Genomic DNA, 20,647 nt, shown 5'->3' with positions numbered 1-20,647 from the left:
GCCTGCGTCGAAGCGTCATCCGGTGAAACCCTTACTTGAGCGCGTCGGAGGTCAGCTTGAATTTCTGGATCCGCTTTCCGGTGTCGACCTCGGCGGTATAGACGTTGCCCCTGGCGTCGACCGCGAGCGCGTGCACCCAGTGGAACTGCCCGGCGTTGCGGCCGTTGCGGCCGAAGCTGCCGACCACCGCGCCGTCGTCACGCCTGATGATGCGGATCTCGTTGTTCTCGCCGTCGGCGGAGAGCAGGTAGGTCTGCTTGGGATCGGGCCACAGCGCGATGTCCCACACCGCGCCGTTGCCGAGCGTGCTCTTCTCGAAGAAGAACTCCTTCACGAAGCTGCCGTCCTTCCTGAACACCTGGATGCGGTTGTTGATGCGGTCGCAGACATAGACCAGTCCGTCATCGGCGATCTTCACGCAGTGCACGGGATTGCCGAACTGCTGCGCGACCTGCGCCTTCGGATCGTAGGGTGGCTGCTTGGCGTCGTCGGGCTTGTTGCCATAGGCGCCCCAGTGCCGCTTGTAGGCGCCGGTGGTGGCATCGAACACGATGACGCGCCGGTTGCCGTAACCGTCGGCGACGTAGATCTCGTTGGCCTCCTTGTCGATCGCGGTCTCGGCGGGCTTGCCGAGCTGGGTGGTGTCGTTGCTGCCCTTGCTCGGTGCGATCGAGCCGATCTGCGAGACGAACTTGCCGTCGAAGGTGAACTTGAGGATCGCATTGTCATTGTCGGCGTTGCCGCCGATCCAGACGAAGCCGCGCTCGTCGACCTCGATGCCGTGCTCGCGGCCAACCCACTCATAGCCGTCACCCGGACCGCCCCAGGACCGCAGTAGATTGCCGTCAGCGTCGAATTCGAGCACCGGCGGCGCCGAGACGCAGCATTTCGAGCGCGGCGGATTGAGGCTCGCGCCCTTCTCGTCGTCGGTCAGCGAGCGCGGCCGGTGGATCACCCAGATGTGGCCCTGCCAATCCACCGTGATGCCGCCGACCTGGCCGAGGATCCAGTTGTTGGGAAGTTGCTTCGGCCAGGACGCATCGACCGCAAACGTCGGGACGTCACTGGCCTTGGCGGGCGCTGGCTGAGCAAAAAGGGCTGATGATGCGATGCAGGCGGAGAGAAACAATCCGGACAGAATGAAGCGCGCGCGATTGAACGACGGCGTCATGTTGCCTCCCGAAATTTTTCTTGGCGGGCGTCCCGCTGGGAAGGGCAGTCAATCGTGGGGACGCGAGCGAGTCAATCGCAAGGAGGTGCGTAGCCCGGATGGAGCGAAGCGAAATCCGGGGCCGGTTACTCGGCGTAGAGATTATCCGGATTGCGCTTCGCTCCATCCGGGCTACGAGAGAGAGAGCCGGGCTCACGCCGGCGGCTGGAAGCTGCGTAGCGTGCGCGCCTTGTAGTCGTAGAGCTTGCCGGTCTCGGTCCATGCGGGCGAACACATCGGCACGATGAATTCGGCGGCCATGTCGGGCGTATCCAGCGTCATCGGGTCTTCGCCGGGAAATACCTGCGCGCGCATCCGGGTGCGGATCGGGCCGGGGCTGAACAGGTTGACGCGGAGCTTTGTGTTGGCGGTCTCGTTGGCCCAGGAGCGCACCAGTGCCTCCAGCGCGGCCTTCGAGGCCGCATAGGGGCCGAGATAGGCGTTGGCCTTGTGGGCCACACCCGACGTCACGAACACCGCGCGGCCGGCGTCGGATTGCCGCAGCAGCGGGTCCATGCAGCGGATCAGCTGAAAATTGGCGGTGACGTTGATCGCGAACACGTCGTTCCACGGCTTCAGCTCGATATGGCCGAGCGGCGACGACGGCCCTGCGGTGCCGGCATTGCCGACCAGGATATCGAGCTTGCCGTGGCGCTCATGCAGCGCAAGGCCGAGCCGCGCGATGCCGTCGTAATCGGTGAGCGAGAGCGGCACCAGGGTGGCGCTGCCGCCGGCCGTGCGGATCTCGTCGTCGAGCTCTTCCAGCCCGCCTTGCGTGCGCGCCACCGCCACGACATGCGCGCCGGCCTTGGCCAGTGCGACCGCGGTCGCATAGCCGATGCCGCGCGAGGCGCCGGTCACGAGGGCGATACGGGAGGCGAGGGGTTTTGTCATGGAAGGGACTCTAACAAATCGTCGTCCCTGCGAAAGCAGGGACCCATACGCCGTGACGGCGGTAATGGAAAACGGTGCTTGTGTCTAACGCTGCCCAGCCAGATAGGCCGGTGGTTATGGGTCCCTGCTTTCGCAGGGACGACAGCGCGGATGTGGCTAGCTCGCCTCCGCCAGCAGCGAGAGCTGGCGCGGCGGGGCCTCGGTTTCGCTCTGGTCGGTGAGGTGGGTCGGGTAGGCGCCGGTGAAGCAATGGTCGGCGAATCTCGGATTTGCCGGGTCGCGCCCCTCATAGCCCATCGCGCGGTACATGCCGTCGATCGACAGGAAGGCGAGCGAGTCGGCGCCGATGATGTCGCGCATCTCCTCGAGCGAATGGGTCGCGGCGAGCAGGCCGCCGCGGTCCGGCAGGTCGATGCCGTAATAGTCGGGATAGAGGATCGGCGGCGAGGCGAGGCGGAAATGCACCTCACGGGCGCCGGCGTCGCGCATCATGCGCACGATCTTCTTCGAGGTGGTGCCGCGCACCAGACTGTCGTCGATCAGGATGATGCGCTTGCCCTCGATCGCGGCGCGGTTGGCCGAATGCTTCATGCGCACGCCGAGCTCGCGCACGCTCTGGGTCGGCTGGATGAAGGTGCGGCCGACATAGTGGTTGCGGATGATGCCGAGCTCGAACGGCACGCCGGAATACTGGCTGTAGCCGACCGCGGCGGGCACGCCGGAATCCGGCACCGGCACCACGACGTCGACCTCGGGATGGCTCTCGCGCGCCAGCTGGGCGCCGAACGCCTTGCGCACGTCGTAGACCGAGCGGCCGCCGACGATCGAGTCCGGGCGCGCGAAATAGATGTATTCGAAGATGCAGGGCCGGGCCGGCTTCGGCGGGAACGGCTTGTGGCTGTGAGCCCCTCGCTCGTCGAACACGATGATCTCGCCGGGCTCGATGTCGCGGACGTATTTCGCGCCGATCATGTCGAGCGCGCAGGTCTCCGAGGTCAGGATCGGACAGCCGTCGAGATCGCCGAGCACCAGCGGGCGGATGCCGAGCGGGTCGCGCGCGCCGACCAGCTTCTTGTTGGTCAGCGCGACCAGCGCATAGGCGCCCTCAATGGTGCGCAGCGCCTCGATGAAGCGGTCGATGAAGCGGGTGCGCTTGGACTGCGCCACGAGATGCAGGATCACCTCAGTGTCGGTGGTCGACTGCATCATGGCGCCGCCCTTGACCAGCTCGCGGCGCAAGGTCAGGCCATTGGTGAGGTTGCCGTTGTGGCCGACCGCAAATCCGCCGGCGCTGAGCTCGGCGAACAGTGGCTGCACGTTGCGCAGGATGGTGCCGCCGGTGGTGGAGTAGCGGACATGGCCGACCGCGGCGTTGCCCGGCAGGCGCTCGATCACCTCGCGGCGGGAGAAGGCGTCGCCGACCAGGCCGAGGCGGCGTTCACTGTGGAAGCGGCTGCCGTCGAAGGAGACGATGCCGGCGGCTTCCTGGCCGCGGTGTTGCAGGGCGTGCAGGCCGAGTGCGGTGATCGCGGCGGCCTCGGGATGGCCGAAGATGCCGAACACGCCGCATTCCTCGCGGAGCGTGTCGCCATCGAGGTCGGGGTGGTATCTGAGAGGGTCGTTTTTAGGGTCGTCTTGCAGTTCGATCGGGCCGAGGTCGAGATCCATCTGGTCGGTATGATCCGAAGGGGTCTGCATCTCGTTCATCGCCTCTCGTAAGGGCCCAAATAGTTTATCGGCCCGCGGGTTTCTCGATCAGCTTCTTCAAGCTGTCACGCGCAGGTTTGCTATAGCCATCGCCCGACGCCGGCGTCGCCTGATCATTGGTATCGGCCGCAGAATCGTCGTCTGGCTTATTCTTCTTGAACTTCTTTAAGATGGTGTTCTCGGGGTCGTCGGGCAAGAGCGACATCAGCCAATCCCCGGTTCCCTGCAGCACCACGCGGGACTTCGCCCCGGTCACCCAATCGGGCCGCTGCTTGTCCGGAACCAGCCAGGTGAAGAACATGAACGCCACGACCACGATCAGGAGGCCGCGGGCGAGCCCGAACAGGAAGCCGAGGGTGCGGTCGAGCGCGCCGATCCGGGAATCCAGGATCATGTCCGAAATCCGCACCGTGACGATCGAGACCACGATCAGCGTGCCGATGAAGACGCCGGCCACCACGACCACGGCGGCTACCGTGTCGTTGTTGAAATAGGTCTTGGCGGTCGGCAGAAGCTTCGAGAACGCATATAGCGTGACCAAAGCGGCGGCGCCCCAGGCCGCGATCGACAGGATCTCGCGCATGAAGCCGCGCACCATCGCGAGCAGGCCCGAAATCAGCATCACGCCGAGCAGGACGAGATCAAGTATCGTTATGGGCATCGGCTGGTCAGGTCCGCTGGTACGTTTTCGGTACGCTGTTAAGGGCTTACGTTGTTAAGGGCTTACGCTGCTTAAGGGCTCTCGCGAATCGGCGAAGTCGGTGCCGTCCTAACTGAGGCGCATTGGGGGCATCCGGCAAGGCCAGAGCGCCACCTGTCCCGCGCGGCGGATGTATAGCGGCGGGGGGCTGATACGTCACGCCCGCTTTAGCTGGTCTCGCGACGGAATCGGGCCGGTGTGGCATTTTTCTCAGCCGCATCAGGGCCTCCGGAGCTGCCCTGGTCGCGCCGGCCGCCCCGGGGCGTCCCGCGTGCCGCAATTTCGGCGACCAGCGTGGTGAGATTGCCGACGCTGTTAAGGGTGAGCCCTGAATCGCCGCCGCTCTCGCCGCGGGCCGATTCGGGCAGGATGGCCCGGGCGAAGCCGAGCTTGAGGGCCTCCTTGAGCCGGGCCGGGGTCTGCGCCACCGGGCGGATCGCGCCCGATAGCGAAATCTCGCCGAAATAGACCGCATCCGTCGGCAGCGGCGCGTTCACCAGCGAGGAGACCAGCGCGGCCGCCGCGGCAAGGTCCGCGGCCGGTTCCTGGATGCGCAGGCCGCCGGCGACGTTGAGATAGACGTCATGTCCGGACAATTTGACGCCGCAATGCGCTTCGAGCACCGCGAGCACCATCGACAGCCGGCTCGGGTCCCAGCCGACCACGGCGCGGCGTGGCGTGCCGAGCGAGGTCGGTGCCACCAGCGCCTGCAACTCGACCAGCACCGGACGGGTGCCCTCGATGCCGGCGAACACCGCCGTGCCGGGGCTGCCGAGCTCGCGCTCGGAGAGGAACAATTCCGAGGGGTTGGTGACCTCGCGCAGGCCGAGGCCGGTCATCTCGAATACGCCGATCTCGTCGGTCGCGCCAAAACGGTTCTTCACCGAGCGCAGGATGCGGAACTGCTGCGAGCCTTCGCCCTCGAACGACAGCACCGCATCGACCATGTGCTCGACCACGCGGGGACCGGCGATCTGGCCGTCCTTTGTCACATGGCCGACCAGGATGATCGCGGCACCCGTCTTCTTGGCAAAGCGAATGAGGGCCTGCGCCGAGGCGCGGACCTGGGTCACCGTGCCGGGCGCGGATTCCACCGTGTCGGTCCACATGGTCTGGATCGAGTCGATCACGATCAGGCGCGGCACCGCGCCTTCCGATAGCGTCGCGACGATGTCCTCGACCGACGTTTCCGAAGCCAGCTGCACCGGCGCGTCCGCGAGCCCGAGCCGTTCGGCGCGCAGCCGCACCTGGGCGACCGCCTCTTCGCCGGAGATATAGACCGCGCGGTGGCCGGCGCGCGCCATCATGCTGGTCGCCTGGGTCAGCAGCGTCGATTTTCCGATGCCGGGATCGCCGCCGACCAAAAGCACCGAGCCGCGGACGAAGCCGCCGCCGGTGACGCGGTCGAGCTCGGCCATCCCGGACGACAGCCGCGGCGCGTCCTGGGTCTTGCCGGACAGCGATTCCAGCGCAAACGTCCGCCCCTTGCGCTTGCTGCGGATCGAGACCGGCACCGAGCCTGTGGTGTCCTCCTCGGTCAGCGTGTTCCACTCGCCGCAGGAATCGCACTTGCCCTGCCAGCGATTATACGCCGCGCCGCAGTTCTGGCAGACGAAGGAGAGGGTGGATTTGGCCATGGAGCAGGTGAGTCGCGCTATCGAGCACGATGCATAACACGGTTCGGCCGCCGCGCGCGATCCATCGAAGACGGAGTGCCAGATGGCGGGGCCGGCTCAGCGCGAGAACACCCGTGTTCCGCCCGGCCAGCGCGGCTTGTCGCCGACCGGGCTTGCGCCGATTTCCCAGCCGACGCCGCCCCACAGCACGTCGACGGCACCAAGCTCTCCGGCGCTGTCGCGGACGTAAAACACGTTCGGCTTGGCGTTGACCTCCAGCGGGCCGTTGCTGCCGCTGGGCTGTCGCCTCAACGCGCACCAGACGTCGGCCAGTCTGCTCTCGTGGCTCTGACCCAGTTTGGCGAGGATCTCCTTGTCGCTCGAGGCTGCGCTCAGGATGAAGGTCTGCAAGGATGCGCCGCCGCTATCGTCCTCGATCTTGTTCGTGAAGCGCTGCGCGAAGGTCGCGCCTAACCAGGAAATCCTGACCGGCGCGCTCGAGGCGATGTCCTCCTTGAAATGTTCCCGCGCGACGAATTTTTCGGCGTGGGGAATTGCCGAGGTCGACGACGGATCGGACGGTTCCTCACTTTTCGGCTGCAAGGAACATGCAACGCGGTCAGCGGCGGCAACAGCACCCGGTTGGCCCGGTCTTGTCTCGTCTGCCGCGACGCTCAAACCCTGCGTCGCCAGAACAACGGTCAACCACAGGGTGAGGCTTGGTTGGCGCATATTGTTGTTGTCCCTGAATCCGCTGTGCTCGCGGAGACAAGGTAAACCGCATCTTGCAGATGTAAATCAAAGATCAGGTTTCTGGTTAAGGATAAAAAGTAAGTTCAACTACAGCGCGAATTTGAATCAAATGCGCTTCGCGCAAGGGAACTGCTCTCTCGTTTGTACGCGCGGTCAAACGTGGATGTCCCGCCGCGACAGCAGCAGCGGCGGTTTCTCGCGCGGCGTCAGACTCGTCGGCAGAGCGCGGCAGCATCTCGCCTGCGCGCGCAACGGATCGCTCCAGCTCCAGCGAACCCGCCACGACGGATTGTTGGCGTAGGCCGGAATGCGCCAGACCCAGATCGTCTCGTAGACGCTGTCTCCGAACTGCGCGACATCGGGCCTTGCCGTCGGCCAGAACGCCGAGCCGGCAACAGCGAACGTCACAATCGCCGCAGTCGTGATCATCATCTTGCGCATCGCGCGCCTGCCTTTCCCGCCTGTCGTGGGCTTTGACGACCCGCGACTCCCCAATGCTTCGACTTGCGATCCCGCATTCGTCAGGCCGACATCGGCGACATCAGGCGCCGGGCTCTGCGCCCGATCTGCACGCCATGTTTCGCTGAACTCGTGTCGCCTGAACTCTCGGGACTCGCATCCGGGTCGTCGATCAACCCTGTGATGCCTGCTGGAGCAAAGTTCTTTTCCGCAAACGATCAAGTGCAAGTAATGAGATTGTCATAAACGCAGCGGCCGGACGATGGCAATCCGGATAACAACGGAAGGTGAGCGCTCAACAAAACTCTTTCGGGGTACGCGCCACCCGATGCGCAAAGCCCCGTAGAATTACGACACCATCGGGAGGATGTTGGTGTTCGTCACGGTGAAATCCGTTTGCCCAGGGCCTGGTCGATGTCGGAATTTTACTGCGTCATTGCAGACCACAATAGCGCCGTGCCCGCCGCCAGCATGATGCCGTCCATGATCAGGCGGAACGACTCCGGCTTCAGCTGCAGCACGAAGCGCTTTGCGATGAAAGCGCCGGCCATCAGCGAGGCGCCGGCGATCAGGCCCTTCAGCGCAATGTCCGGCGTCAGCGCGCCGAAACGCTCGAACGTCACCGACTTGCTGACATAGAGCCCGAGCGAGCTCGCCGCCTCGGTGGCGAGGAACGCGCCCTTGCTGAGACCGTAGAACAGGAACAGCGGCACGCTGAGCGGGCCGGTCGAGGCCACGATGCCGGTGAGGTAGCCGATGAGCGCACCGCCGATTGCGAGATGCCAGAGATTGGCCTTCAGCCTGTGCCGCGCCAGCCAGTGCCGCACCGGCACCATCGCGATCAGGAATACGCCGATCGCGATATCGACCGCATGCGAGGGCAGCGCGAGCAGGGTGCGCGCGCCGAGCGCGGCGGCCGGAATGCCGGTGATCGAGTAGGCGATGCAGGCACGCCAGTCGACCTCGCGCCACCAGGCGAGGATGCGCGACAGATTGGCCATCACGGCGGCGACGGCCATGATCGGTACCGCCTGCTTCGGCCCGTACTGATAGACCAGCACCGGCATCAGCATGATCGACGAGCCGGTGCCGACGATGCCGGAAATGGTGCCGGCGACCAGGCCGACAATGAGGACGAAGAGGAAGCCCACCTGCGCGCTCCGGTGAGGTGATCCCGAGCCATGCTGAATGCGTGCCCCGGGAGAGGGGCTCAGTGTGACCTCATGGTTCGAGACGGCGCAAGGGCGCCGCCGAGCCATCGACACGCCATCGTGCGCAGCGCAGCAAGACTTGGACAATCATGTCGCGAGAATGCGGTGGTATGACTCATAGACCGCGCAACACATTTTATGTCGTCCCTGCTTTCGTGTTTGGTCCCTGCAGATTGGTTGGATGGAATCGGTGTAGAACGAGGCGTGGCCTTTGTTAGGGAGCGCCTCGTGTCATGGAACTGAGCTTGCACGCGAACGCCACGACGACGCCGAAGACACGTGCCTACATCCAGCGCAGCCGGAAGTCGGTCGCTCAGTTGGCGGCCGAACTGGGGGTCAGCGAGACCACGATTTATCGCTGGCGCAGCCGCACGACGGTCGAAGACCGCTCGCACCGGCCGAAGAACCTCACGACCAGCCTCTCCGCGGTTGAAGAAAGGGCCGTTTGTGAACTACGGACATCGCTCCAATTGCCGCTGGACGACATCGTTGAGGTGATGCGGCGATGCATCAACGCCAAGCTGTCCCGTAGTGCTATTCACCGCTGCCTGCAGCGCAATGGCATCAGCCGGCTTGCCAAGCCTGACAAGCCCAAAGCCGGCGTCTTCGAGAATGCCAGTATCGGCTTCATCCATATCGACGTGAAGTATCTGCCGGCACTGCAGCGCCGCACCAGCTATGCCTTTGTCGCCATCGACCGAGCCACCCGCTACGTCTTTGTCGAGGTCCATTCCAGGCGGGACGGAGCGACCGCGACCGGTTTCCTTAAGCGCTTCCTGGCTGATTTTCCGCACCAGGTTCACACTATCCTCACCGACAACGGTGCCGAGTTCACCGACCGCTTCGCCGTCGACAAGAAGAACAAGCCGCCCGGGAAGCCTTCCGGCGACCACCCCTTTGATCAACTCTGCCGACAGTGCGCCATCCAGCATCGCCTGACCAAGCCCTACCATCCGCAGACCAACGGACTCGTCGAACGTTTCAACCGGCGCATCGCCGAAGCCATTGGCCGCGAACACAAACGGGGCAGCGCGCGCCGTACCTTTGTCGACCACGCCGACCGCGACACCTTCATCGCCAAGTTCGTCCACGACTACAATCGGACCCGCCTCAAATGCCTCGGCTACCTGGCGCCAATCCAGGCCCTCGCCAATCACACGGGACCGAACACTTTCGCAGGGACGACAGAGTGATTGTGGCGCGAGCGCGACACGCAAACCCGTCACCTCAACACCACCCACGCCGGCGCGTGATCGCTGGCGCCGTCCTCGCCGCGGATGGCGCGGTCGACGCCGGCTTTCACGAGCCGCGGCGCCGCTGCGGGGCTGAGCAGGAGATGATCGAGCCGCAGGCCTGCATCGCGTGGCCAGCGCTGGCGCTTGTAGTCCCAGAAGGTAAACATCGGCGCGTCCGGATGCAGGGCGCGGATCGCATCGCACCAGCCCTGATCGACCAGCGCCTTGAAGGCGGCGCGGCTCTTCGGCTGGATCAGCGCATCCTTGTCCCAGGACCGCGTTGGGTAGATGTCGAACGGCGTCGGCGCGACATTGTAGTCGCCGGCAAGCACCACCGGGACGTCCTGCTTGAGCAGCTTGGCGGCATGGGCGCGCAGCCGCTTGAACCAGGCGAGCTTGTAATCGAATTTCGGCCCGGGCTGCGGATTGCCGTTCGGCAGATAGAGGCTGGTGACGACGATGCCGCGCACCGCGGCCTCGATGTAGCGCGCTTCGTGATCGCCGGCATCGCCGGGCAGGGCGGTGCGGATCAGCACCGGCGCGGCCTTGCGCGCGAGGATGGCGACGCCGTTCCAGGTCTTCTGTCCCTGCCACACCGCGCCGTAGCCGGCCTGCTCGATCGCGGCCGCGGGAAACTCGGCGTCGCTGGCCTTCAGCTCCTGCAGACTGACGATGTCGGGCCTGGCCGATTGCAGCCAGCGCAACAGGTTGGGCAGGCGGCGGTTGACGTTGTTGATGTTGAAGGTCGCGATCTTCATGCGCACCGGCAATCGCGAACCTTGATCATGTCAGGTGGACGTCGCTGTTGGCTCGGCGGCCGGCAGTGGCGGCGGCGCAGCGGGCGCTGCTGTTGGCAAGGCTGGCGGTGCTGCGGGCGTGGCAGCCGGCTCGCTCGTCTCGGCGACCGCGTCGCTTCTCGCGGCGACGGCATCGCCGCCCTTGTAGATGCGCACGAAGCGGCGGCCGAGACTGGTCAACACCTCATAGCCGATGGTGCCGAAATGATGCGCGACCTCGTCGACTGTGATGCCTTCGCCGATCAGCGTCACCATGTGGCCGCGCCGCACGGCATTCTTGTCGAGGTCGGTGACATCGACCGCGATCAGGTCCATCGAGACGCGGCCGGCGATCGGGCAGCGCTTGCCGGCGACCACGACCTCGGCGCCGCGGGTGCCGTCATTGGCGCTGGCGGCGCGGAAATAGCCGTCGGCATAGCCGGCGGCGACGATCGCAAGCCGGGTCGGCCGGCGCGCGGTCCAGGTGCCGCCATAGCCGACGGTCTCGCCGCGGTCGATGTTGCGGATCTGCACGATGCGCGCCTTGAGATCGACCACCTGCTGCATCGGGTTGTCGGCCTCCGGCGTCGGATTGACGCCATAGAGCGCGCAGCCCGGCCGCACCATCTCGAACTGGAATTGCGCGCCGAGAAACACGCCGGAAGAATTCGCCAGCGAGGCCGGCACGCCGGTGAACAGGCTCGCGATCTCGCGGAAGCTCGTAAGCTGCTTGGCGTTGGCGGGATTGTTGAGCAATTCGGCGGAGGCGAGGTGGCTCATGACCAGCGTGATGCCGTGGTCGCCGGCATTGATCCGCGGGATGATGCCCTGCGCCTCGCTGACCGTGAGCCCCAGCCGGTTCATGCCGGTGTCGATATGGATGCCGGCGCCGCCGGACCAGCCGGAGCGGCGGCAGAACACGTCCCATTCGGCGAGCTCGTTGAGATCGCCGATCACCGGCTTGCAATCGATCCTGGCGTAGGCATCGCCGGTGTTCTGGAAGAACCCGCCGAGCGAATACACCGTCGCCTCGGGAGCGGCCGCGCGCACCGCGGCGGCCTCCTCGACGCTGGCGACGAAGAAGGTCTTGCAGCCGGCCTTGGCCAGCGCCCGCGCAACCTGCGCGGCGCCACAGCCATAGGCGTTGGCCTTGACCACGGCGGCGCATTCGGCCGGCACCGCGGTCTTCTCGAGCTTGCGCCAGTTGGCGATGATGGCGTCGAGGTCGATGGTGAGGATACCGCTGGCGGTCGGGTGGGCCGCCAGCAAACTGGCCTCGGATGTCAGCTGCGATTTCGCGTCAGTCACGATGTTCATGGCTCAGTTGTACGCGGGTGCCCTGCGTCGTTCAACCGAGTCCGGATCTCAGTGGCCGTGATCCGGAACCTGACCGTCGGGTGCGAGGTCGCCGAAGCGCGTGACGCTGGCCTCGAAGTGCAGATCGACCGTGCCGGTCGGGCCGTGTCGCTGCTTGCCGATGATGACTTCGGCCTTGCCGTGGGCAAGGTCCATGTCCATCTGCCACTTCTCATATTCCGGCGTGCCCGCGCGCGGCTCCTTGTTGGCGAGGTAGTATTCCTCGCGATAGACGAAGATCACGACGTCGGCGTCCTGCTCGATCGAGCCGGATTCACGCAGGTCGGACAGCTGCGGCCGCTTGTCGTCGCGGTTTTCGACCTGACGCGACAGCTGCGAGAGCGCGATGATCGGAACGTTCAGTTCCTTGGCAAGTGCCTTCAGGTTGGTGGTGATCTCGGTGATTTCCTGCACGCGGTTGTCGTTGCCGCGTTTGCCCGAGCCCTGCAGCAGCTGGATATAGTCGATCACGATCAGGTCGAGGCCCTTCTGGCGCTTGAGCCGTCGCGCCCGCGCGGTGAGCTGCGAGATCGAGAGACCGCCGGTTTCGTCGACGTAGAACGGTAGCGATTGCAGCTCGATCGAACAGTCGCGGATCTTCTCGAAATCGAGCTCGGAGATGCCGCCGCGACGGATCGAGCTCGAGGGGATGCCGGTGCGCTCGGCGAGAATACGGGTGGCGAGCTGTTCGCCGCTCATTTCGCAGGAGAAGAAGCCGACACAGCCGCCATTGACTGCCTTGGTGGTGCCGTCCGCCTGGACTTCCGGCACATAGGCTTTGGCGATGTTGTAGGCGATGTTGGTGGCGAGCGATGTCTTGCCCATGCCGGGACGGCCGGCGAGGATGATGAGGTCGGACGGCTGCAGGCCGCCCATCTTGGCGTCGAGGTCGCGCAGACCGGTCGAAATGCCCGACAGCTTGCCGTCGCGCTGGAACGCCTTCGCCGCCATGTCGACGGCGATCGTCAGTGCCTGCGCGAAGCGCTGGAAGCCGCCGTCATAGCGGCCGGTTTCAGCAAGGCCGTAGAGCTGCCGCTCGGCATCCTCGATCTGGGCGCGCGGCGCGAAGTCGACCGGCGCGTCATAGGCGACGTTGACGATGTCCTCCCCGATCTGGATCAGGTTGCGGCGCAGGCTGAGATCGTAAACGGTGCGTCCGTAGTCCTGCGCGTTGATGATGGTGGTCGCTTCGGCGGCAAGCCGGGCGAGGTACTGGCCGACCGTCATGCCGCCGATGTCGAGCTCGGCCGGCAGGAACGTCTTCAGGGTCACGGGGTTCGCGACCTTGCCCATCCGGATCAGGCTTCCGGCGGTCTCATAGATTTGCTGATGGATGGTTTCGAAGAAGTGCTTCGGCTCCAGGAAATCGGAGACCCGGTAGAAGGCGTCGTTATTGACCAGGATCGCGCCCAGCAGGCCCTGTTCCGCTTCGATGTTGTGCGGCGCACTTCGGTAGGCCGGGGATGCGGCGTCGGGCGCGAGCTTGTGGACGTTCGAATCAATTAAGGCCATGGACGAGCTTATTCTTCTGATTTCGTCGTTACTGAGATTTTCGGCTGTGGGGCGGCGATGAAGCGCCAGCCCGGCACGAAGCGAAAGGACGGATGTTTCTTATGCACGATTCACACAACGCGAGGTGTGAATCCGAAACAGCCGGATGCATTCCGCTTGACTGGGGTTTTGTCCGAAACCGGGCGGGAGCCGGCCGATCAGCACGGTCGTTGGCAAAAATTGGACGCCGCCTGAACCTTTTGCCAGGCGAGCGGACCCATGGAGAGGCGAGGCGGCTGTTGGCGTCGATTTCTCAGACCAGGATGAGGAAGGCCAGCGCGATCAAGGCGGCCACCACGCCAGTGGCGATCAGGGCGTAGTCAGTCGCGATATCGCGCTGCGGGTCCAACATCGTCTGGTGTGTTTCTCGGGTCATTCCGGACCACTACGACAGTCCGGGACAGACCTCTGTGAAGCAGATCACATGCGCCGCACTTTTTTTGCGGCAGGTTCGCGGGAACGACCCGGCGGATTCCAGGTTGTCTACGCTCAGGCAAGATACGGCGGCGATGGCTCGAGAGTTTCAGACAGCGCGATCAAGGCTTGGCCGGGCAGATGGCATGGACCGCCGCTGGCTGGCGGCGCTTGTCGATGCCATGGAGCAGGCGGCGCGTCCCGAGGTCCGCAATGTTCCCTGCGATGCCAGCTTGATTTCGGCCGCCGCGGCCCATCTGGCGCGTCCGGCGCCGACCTTTGGCCATTGCGGGTCGGCCTACAGCCTGCGCAACTAGCAGCACCCGTTCCTTCAGACCTATTCGCCGGCGAGTTGCAGCCGGGGCTTGGTCGCGCCGGCCTCCTTCAGCCGCAGGCGGGCTTCTTCGCCGCCGATATAGTCGCGGGTTATCGGGACGATGCCCTGGCGCTTGGTGAGCTGGAGCTGGAAGTTCATCATGTTCTGCACGCGGAACGACATCTCCGACGCAGCCAGGTAGAATTCCCACATCCGGGCAAAGGTCTCGTCGTAGAGCCGCACGGCCTCCTCGCGCCGCGCCATGAAGCGCTCGCGCCATGCCTTCAGCGTCTCGGCATAGTGCAGGCGGAGGATCTCCATGTCGCAGATCAGCAATCCGGCCTTCTCGATCGCCGGCATGACCTCGGACAGCGCCGGAATGTAGCCGCCGGGGAAGATGTATTTCCGGATCCAGGGGCTGGTGACGTCGGGGCCGGTCGAGCGGCCGATCGAGTGCAGCACCATGACACCGTCGTCGCTCAGCAGTTCGGCGCAGCGCGCGAAGAAGGTTTCATAGTAGGCGACCCCGACATGCTCGAACATGCCGACCGAGACGATGCGGTCGAACGGCCCGGGGATGTCGCGATAGTCCTGCAGCAGGAAGCGCGCCGATTGCGCCAGGTTCCGCTCCGCCGCCCGGGCGTTGGAAATTTGCAGCTGCTCGGTCGACAGCGTGACGCCGGTGACGTCGGCGCCGCTCATCTCGGCGAGATAGAGCCCAAGGCCACCCCAGCCGGAACCGATGTCGAGGATGCGGTGCCCGGGCTTGATCAGGAGTTTTGCGGCGAGGTGACGCTTCTTGGCGAGCTGGGCATCGTCCAGCGTCGCGTCCGGCGTCTCGAAATAGGCGCAGCTGTATTGCTTGTCCGCGTCGAGGAAGAGGGAATAGAGGCGGCCGTCGAGATCGTAATGACGGGCGACATTGCTTCTGGATCGGCCGCGCATATTGATCTGCTGGGCGCGGCGTCCGAGGAAGCGTACCCAGGCCTGCAGCCTGGCAAAGTTCGGCAGCATGGCTGCCTGACCCATCAGGACCGCCAGCACGTCGGCGACGGTGCCTTGCTCCACCACGAACGTGCCGTCCATGAAGGCTTCGCCGAGATAAAGCTCGGGATCGACTAGGATGCGGAGTTCCGCCCCTCGCGTCATGAAGCGCACGGCGACCGGTACACCCGTGCCATCACCGCAGATGAACTGAGCGCCGCTCGCGGTCGTGAACGTGATCGAACCGCGGCGGATGAAGCGCCCCAAGAAGTATCGCAACAATCGGTCCATCGAAACACCAACGGAACGGCAAGCTGCACACCGACACCACCGGAGTTGATCACTCCAATGTGTCCCCAACCTCAAGATAGGCAGGGAATTAGATCGCGCTATAGCGTTGTGGTCAAAGCCGATATTCCAAAATGTGACAATTGCGTGGATGCGTCATGGGCGCGCTTCCATTCGCGCGATAATCGGCTAAAAGGTGACCGCCGCGGCCGATCCATCAGGCGCTGGCGGCGATTTTTCCGGAATCTGGAGACTTAAGGAATGTTGAGCCGAGCCCTCAGTCTGGCGACGGTGGCGCTTCTGATTGGCTGCCTGTCAGCCGTATCGACGCAGGCGCAAAACCTCGAGGCCGGCAAGAGCCCCTCCCAGATCTTCGCAAGCACCTGCGCAGCTTGCCACAAGAGCCCGCGCGGCCTGCTGAAATCGGTGCCGGCCGGTTCGCTGCCGGGCTTCCTGCGCCAGCACTATACGACGTCCAGCGACATGGCCGGCGTGCTTGCGTCCTATCTGATTTCGAATGGTGCCAACGACCCGCGCTACCAGGCCAAGGATCAGCCCAAGGGGACTAAGGGCGGTAGGGAAGGCAGGCAGGAGGCGAACCAGTCCCCGGAGCAGCCGTCCGAGCGTCCGGCCCGCCGACGGCACCAGGATGCCGCGCCGCAGGAAGGGGCCAAACCCGACGGCGATGGCTTGAATCCCGAAGGACGTCCAGCTCACCGCGGCAAGCGGATGGCCCGCCCGAGCGAGGCGCCGGATGGCGCGAAGCCGGACGACGGCCAGACGCCGCAGGCCTTGGGCGAGGGCAAGCCGTCGCGTCAGAAGCACGGCCGTCGCGGTAAGCCCGTCGAGGAGCCGAAGTCCGAGGAGGCGCCCAAGGGCGCGGCGACCAGCGACGAGCCCAAGACAGACCCCAAGACATCCACCCGGCATGATGACAAGGGTGAAGCCGAGAAGCCGGCGAAGCCTGCCGCCGAGCCCGACACGGCAAAGGTCGACGCGCCCAAGAGCAATGGCGGCGGCGAGCCGGCTGCCGTGCGATCCGATCCGGTTCCGCAGGTCACACCGGCGCCTGCCGCGGCTGCGCCTGCGGCGTCCGAGCCGGCAGCAGCCGCATCTCCCGCTCCGGCGCCAGCCGCGCCGCCGGTGACTGCGACGGCGCCGCCGCCGCCACCGCCCACGACGCCAGGCTCCGGCCCGCCGGAAGCTCCGACCTCGAAGTAATCGCCAACGCCGGGCCGCAAGGTCCGGCGTATTTGTTTGACCATCATTAGAGCAGCGCTCTAGAGTGTTAATCTAGTCAGGAGGACGACTTGGGCACGGCGCGCGAAGATCTGCTGGCAGCGGGACTGGCGGTGTTCGACCGCGACGGATTTGAGGGCGCGACGGTGGCCGAGATTCGCTCCCGCGCCCGCGCGTCCAACGGCAGCTTCTTCCACTTCTTCACCTCGAAGAAGGCGCTCGCCGGCACCCTGTTCCTGGAAATCCTGCAGGCCTATCACGCCGCCATCATCAGCTCGGTCGACGCCAGCTGCGGGGCGGGCGAGGGCGTTGAGCGGCTGATCCACGCCCATCTCGATTGGGTCGTGAGCAACCGGCGCGAGGCGCGCTTCCTGTTCGAGATTTCGCGCAGCGAGTGGGGCGAGGAGGTGCGCGGCGCGCAGCGCAGCGAGAATTCGCGGCTCACCGATGGCATCGAGCGCTGGCGCGCGCCACTGCTCGCGCGCGGCGAATTGCTGCCGATGAGCGCCGTGCTGTTCTTCAGCCAGATCGTCGGGCCGGCGCAAATCTTCTGCCGCGCCTGGCTATCGGGCCGCCATACCGGCGATCCGCGCGAACAGGTCGAGACGCTGATCGCCTGCGCGGTCCGCGCGGTGGTGGCGCCGGGTGCGCCAGAACGAACAGGAGAGACTTCATGAGCGAGACCGATCCGGACTTTGCACCGATCGCGACGCGAATTCGCGACAATGTCGGCCGGCAGGGCTTCATGGGTCTTGTCGGTGCCGAGGTAGCCGAGCTGTCGCGCGGCACCTGCACGCTCGCGGTCGACCGCCGGCCGGAGCTGTTGCAGCAGCATGGCCTGTTTCACGGCGGAGTGACGGCGTTTCTGGTCGACAACGCCACCACGATCGCAGCGGCGACGTCGCGCGGCCAGCCGGCGCTGACGGCGGAATACAAGCTGAACCTGCTGTCGCCGGCCTCGGGCGATCGTCTGATCTGCCGGGCGCGCGTGATCAAGCCGGGACGTCAGGTCGCCGTCGTTGCAGCCGACGTGTTCTGCGTCATCGACGGCAAGGAGAAGCACACCGCGACCGCATTGGCGTCGATCGCCATGCTCGACGACAAGGCGGCGGCACGAATCCAAAGCCCGGCCTGATCGAGGCCGGGCTTCGTAGCGTTTAGTCGGTTGGACGATGGAGAGAAGCTTACTTCTCTTCGGCGGCCGGAGCCGGCGCGGCTTCCTCGTCGTGCTGGGCTTCCGGATCGAAGAATTCGCCGGCGGCGGCGAGCGCCTCGGCGGCAGCGTCCTGGTCTTCCTGGCGGGTCGAGATGTCCTCGCCGCGCTTGATCCGCTCGGCCTCTTCGGCGGAGCGGGCGACCGTCACGGTGACGCTGGTCTCGACCTCGGGGTGGACGGCGATCGTCACCTTCTGCGCACCGATCACCTTGATCGGCGAGTCGAGCCAGACCTGCGGGCGCGACACCGTCACGCCGTCGGCAGCCAGCGCGGCGACGATGTCGCGCACCGTCACCGAGCCGAACAGCTGGCCGGATTCGGAGGCCTGGCGGATGATGACGATGTCGCGGCCGTCGATCTTCTCGGCGACCTTGGCGGCTTCGCCCTTGGCCTGGATGTTGTTGGCCTCGAGCTCGGCCTTCATGCCGTCATACTTGGCGCGGTTCGCCTCGGTGGCGCGCAGCGCCTTGCCGCGCTTCAGCAAGAAGTTGCGGGCGAACCCGTCCTTGACGCGCACGACTTCGCCCATTTGGCCAAGCTTGGCAACGCGTTCGAGCAGAATGACTTCCATTTTCGTTCTCCTTTAGATGCAAAGTACGGGTTTAAGTGGTTGGATCGAATCTCAAGCCGCCGGCAAAGGCGGCGGTCTGGTTTGCAGATAGCGCTGGCGCAGCCCGAAGACGGCGTCGGCGATGCCGAGCGCGAACATCGCCACGATCGGCCAGCCGAACATGACGACGACCGCATAGATGCCACTGAGCCAGAAGCCGCGATTGGTGAGCGACAGCGTCAAGGTGTGCAGAACGGCGAAGCCGACGAGCGCATAGGCGATTACAAGTGCCGCGGTGACGATCTGCGCCAGCAGCGCAAGCATGCCGCCGATGAAGCTGACGGCGACCGCCGCCAGCAGCGCGACCAACGTCACGGCGGGAAGGGCCGTGGTGCGGAAATCCGGCCACGGCCGATTCAACCGCCCGGAGGTTTGCGTGATCTTGCCGGCGAGCCAAAGGTTCAGCGTCAGCGTCACCATGGAGATGACGGTCGCCGCGAGCGGCGCGAAGATCACCAACGCGTCGACCAGCCGTTCGATGTCACCGCTGGGCTGCGCTTCGTCGGCGCTGAGCATCTTGAGCAGGCCGCGCCGCAGCGTGCCGGTGATCGTGTCGGTATCGGTGCCGAGCGTGAGCAGCGCGGCGGTCGTGGTAACGATGGCGAAGGCTGCAATCCAGAGCAGGATGCGGCCGACGGGGTACCATTCAAGTACAGGCGGCTGCTGCTTGGCGCTGTCGCCGGCTGCGCCTGCGATCGGCCGTCCGAGCAGGGCGAGGTGGCCGAGCCACCAGCCGGGTACGGCGACCATCATGGCAAACGCGATGCTGTAGGGAAGGCCGAAGATCGTGCCGAGCACGGATGCCGCACCCACTCCACCAATAGCGGCGGTGAGGGGACCCCAGCCGAGCGCCGCCACCATGATCGGCAGCGATGCGAGATAGAACAGCAATATCGAGATCAGCGCGCCCGAACTGATCGAGGCGAACATCAGCGCCGACGCGGCGCCGGCGGCAAGTGCAACAATGAGTATCCCGATCATCAGCTGTCCCGCCCCCTTTGAGCGGTTAGGGGTCCTGCTTCGAGAACCCCAACCATCGGCGACCGGACGACCCGGAAGCCTTATGAGAATGAGCGGCCGGCGACGTATGCCGCCGGCCGGAAACGATTACCTGATCACGTAAGGCAGCAAGCCGAGGAAGCGCGCGCGCTTGATGGCGCGGGCGAGCTCACGCTGCTTCTTGGCGGACACGGCCGTGATGCGGCTCGGCACGATCTTGCCGCGCTCGGAGACGTAACGCATCAGCAGTTTGGAATCCTTGTAGTCGATCTTCGGCGCATTCGCGCCCGTGAACGGGCAGGACTTGCGCCGGCGGAAAAACGGACGGCGGGCACCAGCATCAGCCATGATTCATTACTCCTCGGTCGCAGCTTCTTCTTCGCGCGGACGGCGCGGGCCACGGTCGCCACGGAAACCGCCACCATCGCGGTCACCACGGAAGCCGCCTTCGCGGTCGCCACGGAAGCCACCACCACGGTCATCGCGCTCGCGGTCACGGTCGGCCTTGCGCATCATCGCGGACGGGCCTTCCTCGTGCTCTTCGACGCGCACGGTGAGGTAGCGGATGACGTCTTCGTTGATCCGCTCCTGGCGCTCGATCTCGGTGACGACAGCCGACGGCGCGTCGATGTTCATCAGCACGAAATGCGCCTTGCGGTTCTTGTTCATGCGGTAGGTGAGGGAGCGCACGCCCCAGCTCTCGGTCTTGGTGACCTTGCCGCCGCCCTGTTCGACGATGCCCGTCATCTGGGCCGTCAGTTCATCCACCTGCTGGGTGCTCGCATCCTGACGCGCGAGAAAAACATGCTCGTAAAGAGGCATGGTTGTCCTTTCCTGTGTTGGCGCGGGTTCCGGCGACAAGCCCTTCGAGACCTTCGGAAAGGACTCGAGCTGCTCAGAAGGCGGGAGCACGGGACGACGGGCCGACTGGCCCTGCCACATCAAAATCAACGGGTGAATTTGCTGAGACCGTCCGTTCAGCTCCCGGCCGGAGCCCACGAATGGCGCGCTTATACGGATTTTGGCCGCGAAAGCAAGGGTTCTCGGCCCCCGGATGTGCGAGGTGTCGTGGCCCTCCAGGCCGTTTGACGCAACCTCGGGTGATTTCCCGTT

22 protein-coding genes are annotated in these 20,647 nt (G+C 65.2%); 5 read left to right on the top strand and 17 right to left on the bottom strand.

Features of this window, described 5'->3' with window-relative positions:
* Window positions 1-31 precede the first annotated feature (31 nt).
* The 8 genes from J2R76_RS09530 to J2R76_RS09495 all read right to left on the bottom strand — a co-directional run bounded on the left by J2R76_RS09530 (window position 32) and on the right by J2R76_RS09495 (window position 8,490).
* Window positions 32-1,171 carry a hypothetical protein gene (locus tag J2R76_RS09530; protein WP_076831919.1) on the bottom strand — a complete coding sequence of 380 codons (1,140 nt, stop codon included), beginning with the start codon at window positions 1,169-1,171 and terminating at the stop codon, window positions 32-34.
* Between the two features lie 192 nt (window positions 1,172-1,363).
* Window positions 1,364-2,104, bottom strand: a complete 741-nt coding sequence (locus J2R76_RS09525) for an SDR family NAD(P)-dependent oxidoreductase (protein WP_076831921.1) — start codon at window positions 2,102-2,104, stop codon at window positions 1,364-1,366.
* A gap of 156 nt (window positions 2,105-2,260) precedes the next feature.
* Complete coding sequence (gene purF, locus J2R76_RS09520) at window positions 2,261-3,811, bottom strand: amidophosphoribosyltransferase (RefSeq protein ID WP_371852170.1); 1,551 nt, start codon at window positions 3,809-3,811, stop codon at window positions 2,261-2,263.
* A gap of 25 nt (window positions 3,812-3,836) precedes the next feature.
* Window positions 3,837-4,472 (bottom strand): CvpA family protein, encoded by a 636-nt coding sequence (locus J2R76_RS09515; protein WP_026192677.1) that lies wholly within the window; start codon window positions 4,470-4,472, stop codon window positions 3,837-3,839.
* Between the two features lie 206 nt (window positions 4,473-4,678).
* On the bottom strand, window positions 4,679-6,148 hold the full coding sequence (radA, locus tag J2R76_RS09510) for a DNA repair protein RadA (protein ID WP_076831924.1): 1,470 nt from the start codon (window positions 6,146-6,148) through the stop codon (window positions 4,679-4,681).
* Between the two features lie 96 nt (window positions 6,149-6,244).
* Window positions 6,245-6,730, bottom strand: coding sequence for a hypothetical protein (locus J2R76_RS09505; protein WP_244558937.1), 486 nt, complete (start codon window positions 6,728-6,730; stop codon window positions 6,245-6,247).
* Between the two features lie 303 nt (window positions 6,731-7,033).
* Entirely contained in the window at window positions 7,034-7,321 is a 288-nt protein-coding gene (locus J2R76_RS09500) for a hypothetical protein (protein ID WP_076831930.1), read from the bottom strand.
* 443 nt (window positions 7,322-7,764) lie between these two features.
* Window positions 7,765-8,490, bottom strand: coding sequence for a sulfite exporter TauE/SafE family protein (locus J2R76_RS09495; RefSeq protein ID WP_028335150.1), 726 nt, complete (start codon window positions 8,488-8,490; stop codon window positions 7,765-7,767).
* Between the two features lie 293 nt (window positions 8,491-8,783).
* Between J2R76_RS09495 and J2R76_RS09490 the strand changes: the two genes are divergently transcribed.
* On the top strand, window positions 8,784-9,743 hold the full coding sequence (locus J2R76_RS09490; RefSeq protein WP_076831933.1) for an IS481 family transposase: 960 nt from the start codon (window positions 8,784-8,786) through the stop codon (window positions 9,741-9,743).
* A 29-nt stretch (window positions 9,744-9,772) separates the two neighbouring features.
* On the opposite strand, the gene J2R76_RS09485 is transcribed toward J2R76_RS09490, so the two are convergent.
* The 4 genes from J2R76_RS09485 to J2R76_RS40600 form a co-directional block, all read right to left on the bottom strand.
* Window positions 9,773-10,543 carry an exodeoxyribonuclease III gene (locus J2R76_RS09485; protein WP_076831936.1) on the bottom strand — a complete coding sequence of 257 codons (771 nt, stop codon included), beginning with the start codon at window positions 10,541-10,543 and terminating at the stop codon, window positions 9,773-9,775.
* A 30-nt stretch (window positions 10,544-10,573) separates the two neighbouring features.
* Window positions 10,574-11,878 carry an alanine racemase gene (gene alr / locus J2R76_RS09480; RefSeq protein ID WP_076831938.1) on the bottom strand — a complete coding sequence of 435 codons (1,305 nt, stop codon included), beginning with the start codon at window positions 11,876-11,878 and terminating at the stop codon, window positions 10,574-10,576.
* Between the two features lie 48 nt (window positions 11,879-11,926).
* A complete protein-coding gene (locus J2R76_RS09475; RefSeq protein ID WP_057019871.1) occupies window positions 11,927-13,429 on the bottom strand; it encodes a replicative DNA helicase in 1,503 nt (500 codons plus the stop codon).
* A 292-nt stretch (window positions 13,430-13,721) separates the two neighbouring features.
* Entirely contained in the window at window positions 13,722-13,844 is a 123-nt protein-coding gene (locus J2R76_RS40600; RefSeq protein WP_256520498.1) for a hypothetical protein, read from the bottom strand.
* A 184-nt stretch (window positions 13,845-14,028) separates the two neighbouring features.
* Here J2R76_RS40600 and J2R76_RS09470 point away from each other — a divergent pair, with 184 nt between their 5' ends.
* The gene (locus tag J2R76_RS09470) at window positions 14,029-14,199 is read left to right on the top strand and encodes a hypothetical protein (protein ID WP_194295401.1); all 171 of its coding nucleotides are present in this window, start codon (window positions 14,029-14,031) and stop codon (window positions 14,197-14,199) included.
* Between the two features lie 20 nt (window positions 14,200-14,219).
* On the opposite strand, the gene J2R76_RS09465 is transcribed toward J2R76_RS09470, so the two are convergent.
* Complete coding sequence (locus tag J2R76_RS09465; protein ID WP_057019872.1) at window positions 14,220-15,473, bottom strand: cyclopropane-fatty-acyl-phospholipid synthase family protein; 1,254 nt, start codon at window positions 15,471-15,473, stop codon at window positions 14,220-14,222.
* A 258-nt stretch (window positions 15,474-15,731) separates the two neighbouring features.
* On the opposite strand from J2R76_RS09465, the gene J2R76_RS09460 reads away from it, so the two are divergent.
* The 3 genes from J2R76_RS09460 (at window position 15,732) to J2R76_RS09450 (ending at window position 17,844) form a co-directional block, all read left to right on the top strand.
* Entirely contained in the window at window positions 15,732-16,691 is a 960-nt protein-coding gene (locus J2R76_RS09460) for a hypothetical protein (RefSeq protein ID WP_076831941.1), read from the top strand.
* Between the two features lie 89 nt (window positions 16,692-16,780).
* On the top strand, window positions 16,781-17,386 hold the full coding sequence (locus J2R76_RS09455) for a TetR/AcrR family transcriptional regulator (protein WP_076831943.1): 606 nt from the start codon (window positions 16,781-16,783) through the stop codon (window positions 17,384-17,386).
* A complete protein-coding gene (locus J2R76_RS09450; protein WP_028344793.1) occupies window positions 17,383-17,844 on the top strand; it encodes a PaaI family thioesterase in 462 nt (153 codons plus the stop codon). The genes J2R76_RS09455 and J2R76_RS09450 overlap by 4 nt, the downstream gene beginning before the upstream one ends.
* Window positions 17,845-17,893: 49 nt before the next feature.
* Here the strand turns inward: J2R76_RS09450 and rplI are convergent, their stop codons facing one another.
* The 4 genes from rplI to rpsF all read right to left on the bottom strand — a co-directional run bounded on the left by rplI (window position 17,894) and on the right by rpsF (window position 20,356).
* Complete coding sequence (gene rplI / locus J2R76_RS09445; RefSeq protein ID WP_057019875.1) at window positions 17,894-18,496, bottom strand: 50S ribosomal protein L9; 603 nt, start codon at window positions 18,494-18,496, stop codon at window positions 17,894-17,896.
* Window positions 18,497-18,547: 51 nt separating this feature from the next.
* Window positions 18,548-19,516 (bottom strand): hypothetical protein, encoded by a 969-nt coding sequence (locus J2R76_RS09440; protein WP_076831946.1) that lies wholly within the window; start codon window positions 19,514-19,516, stop codon window positions 18,548-18,550.
* Between the two features lie 126 nt (window positions 19,517-19,642).
* Window positions 19,643-19,882: a 30S ribosomal protein S18 gene (gene rpsR, locus J2R76_RS09435; protein WP_016844287.1), complete on the bottom strand. Its 240-nt coding sequence runs from the start codon at window positions 19,880-19,882 to the stop codon at window positions 19,643-19,645.
* 6 nt (window positions 19,883-19,888) lie between these two features.
* Window positions 19,889-20,356: a 30S ribosomal protein S6 gene (gene rpsF / locus J2R76_RS09430; RefSeq protein ID WP_026192679.1), complete on the bottom strand. Its 468-nt coding sequence runs from the start codon at window positions 20,354-20,356 to the stop codon at window positions 19,889-19,891.
* Window positions 20,357-20,647: the final 291 nt, after the last annotated feature.

Source organism: Bradyrhizobium sp. USDA 4532 (assembly GCF_024171315.1).
Classification (GTDB): domain Bacteria; phylum Pseudomonadota; class Alphaproteobacteria; order Rhizobiales; family Xanthobacteraceae; genus Bradyrhizobium; species Bradyrhizobium australafricanum.
The sequence above is the reverse complement of the archived record's forward strand: the minus strand, read 5'-3'. Positions and strand labels throughout refer to the sequence as shown.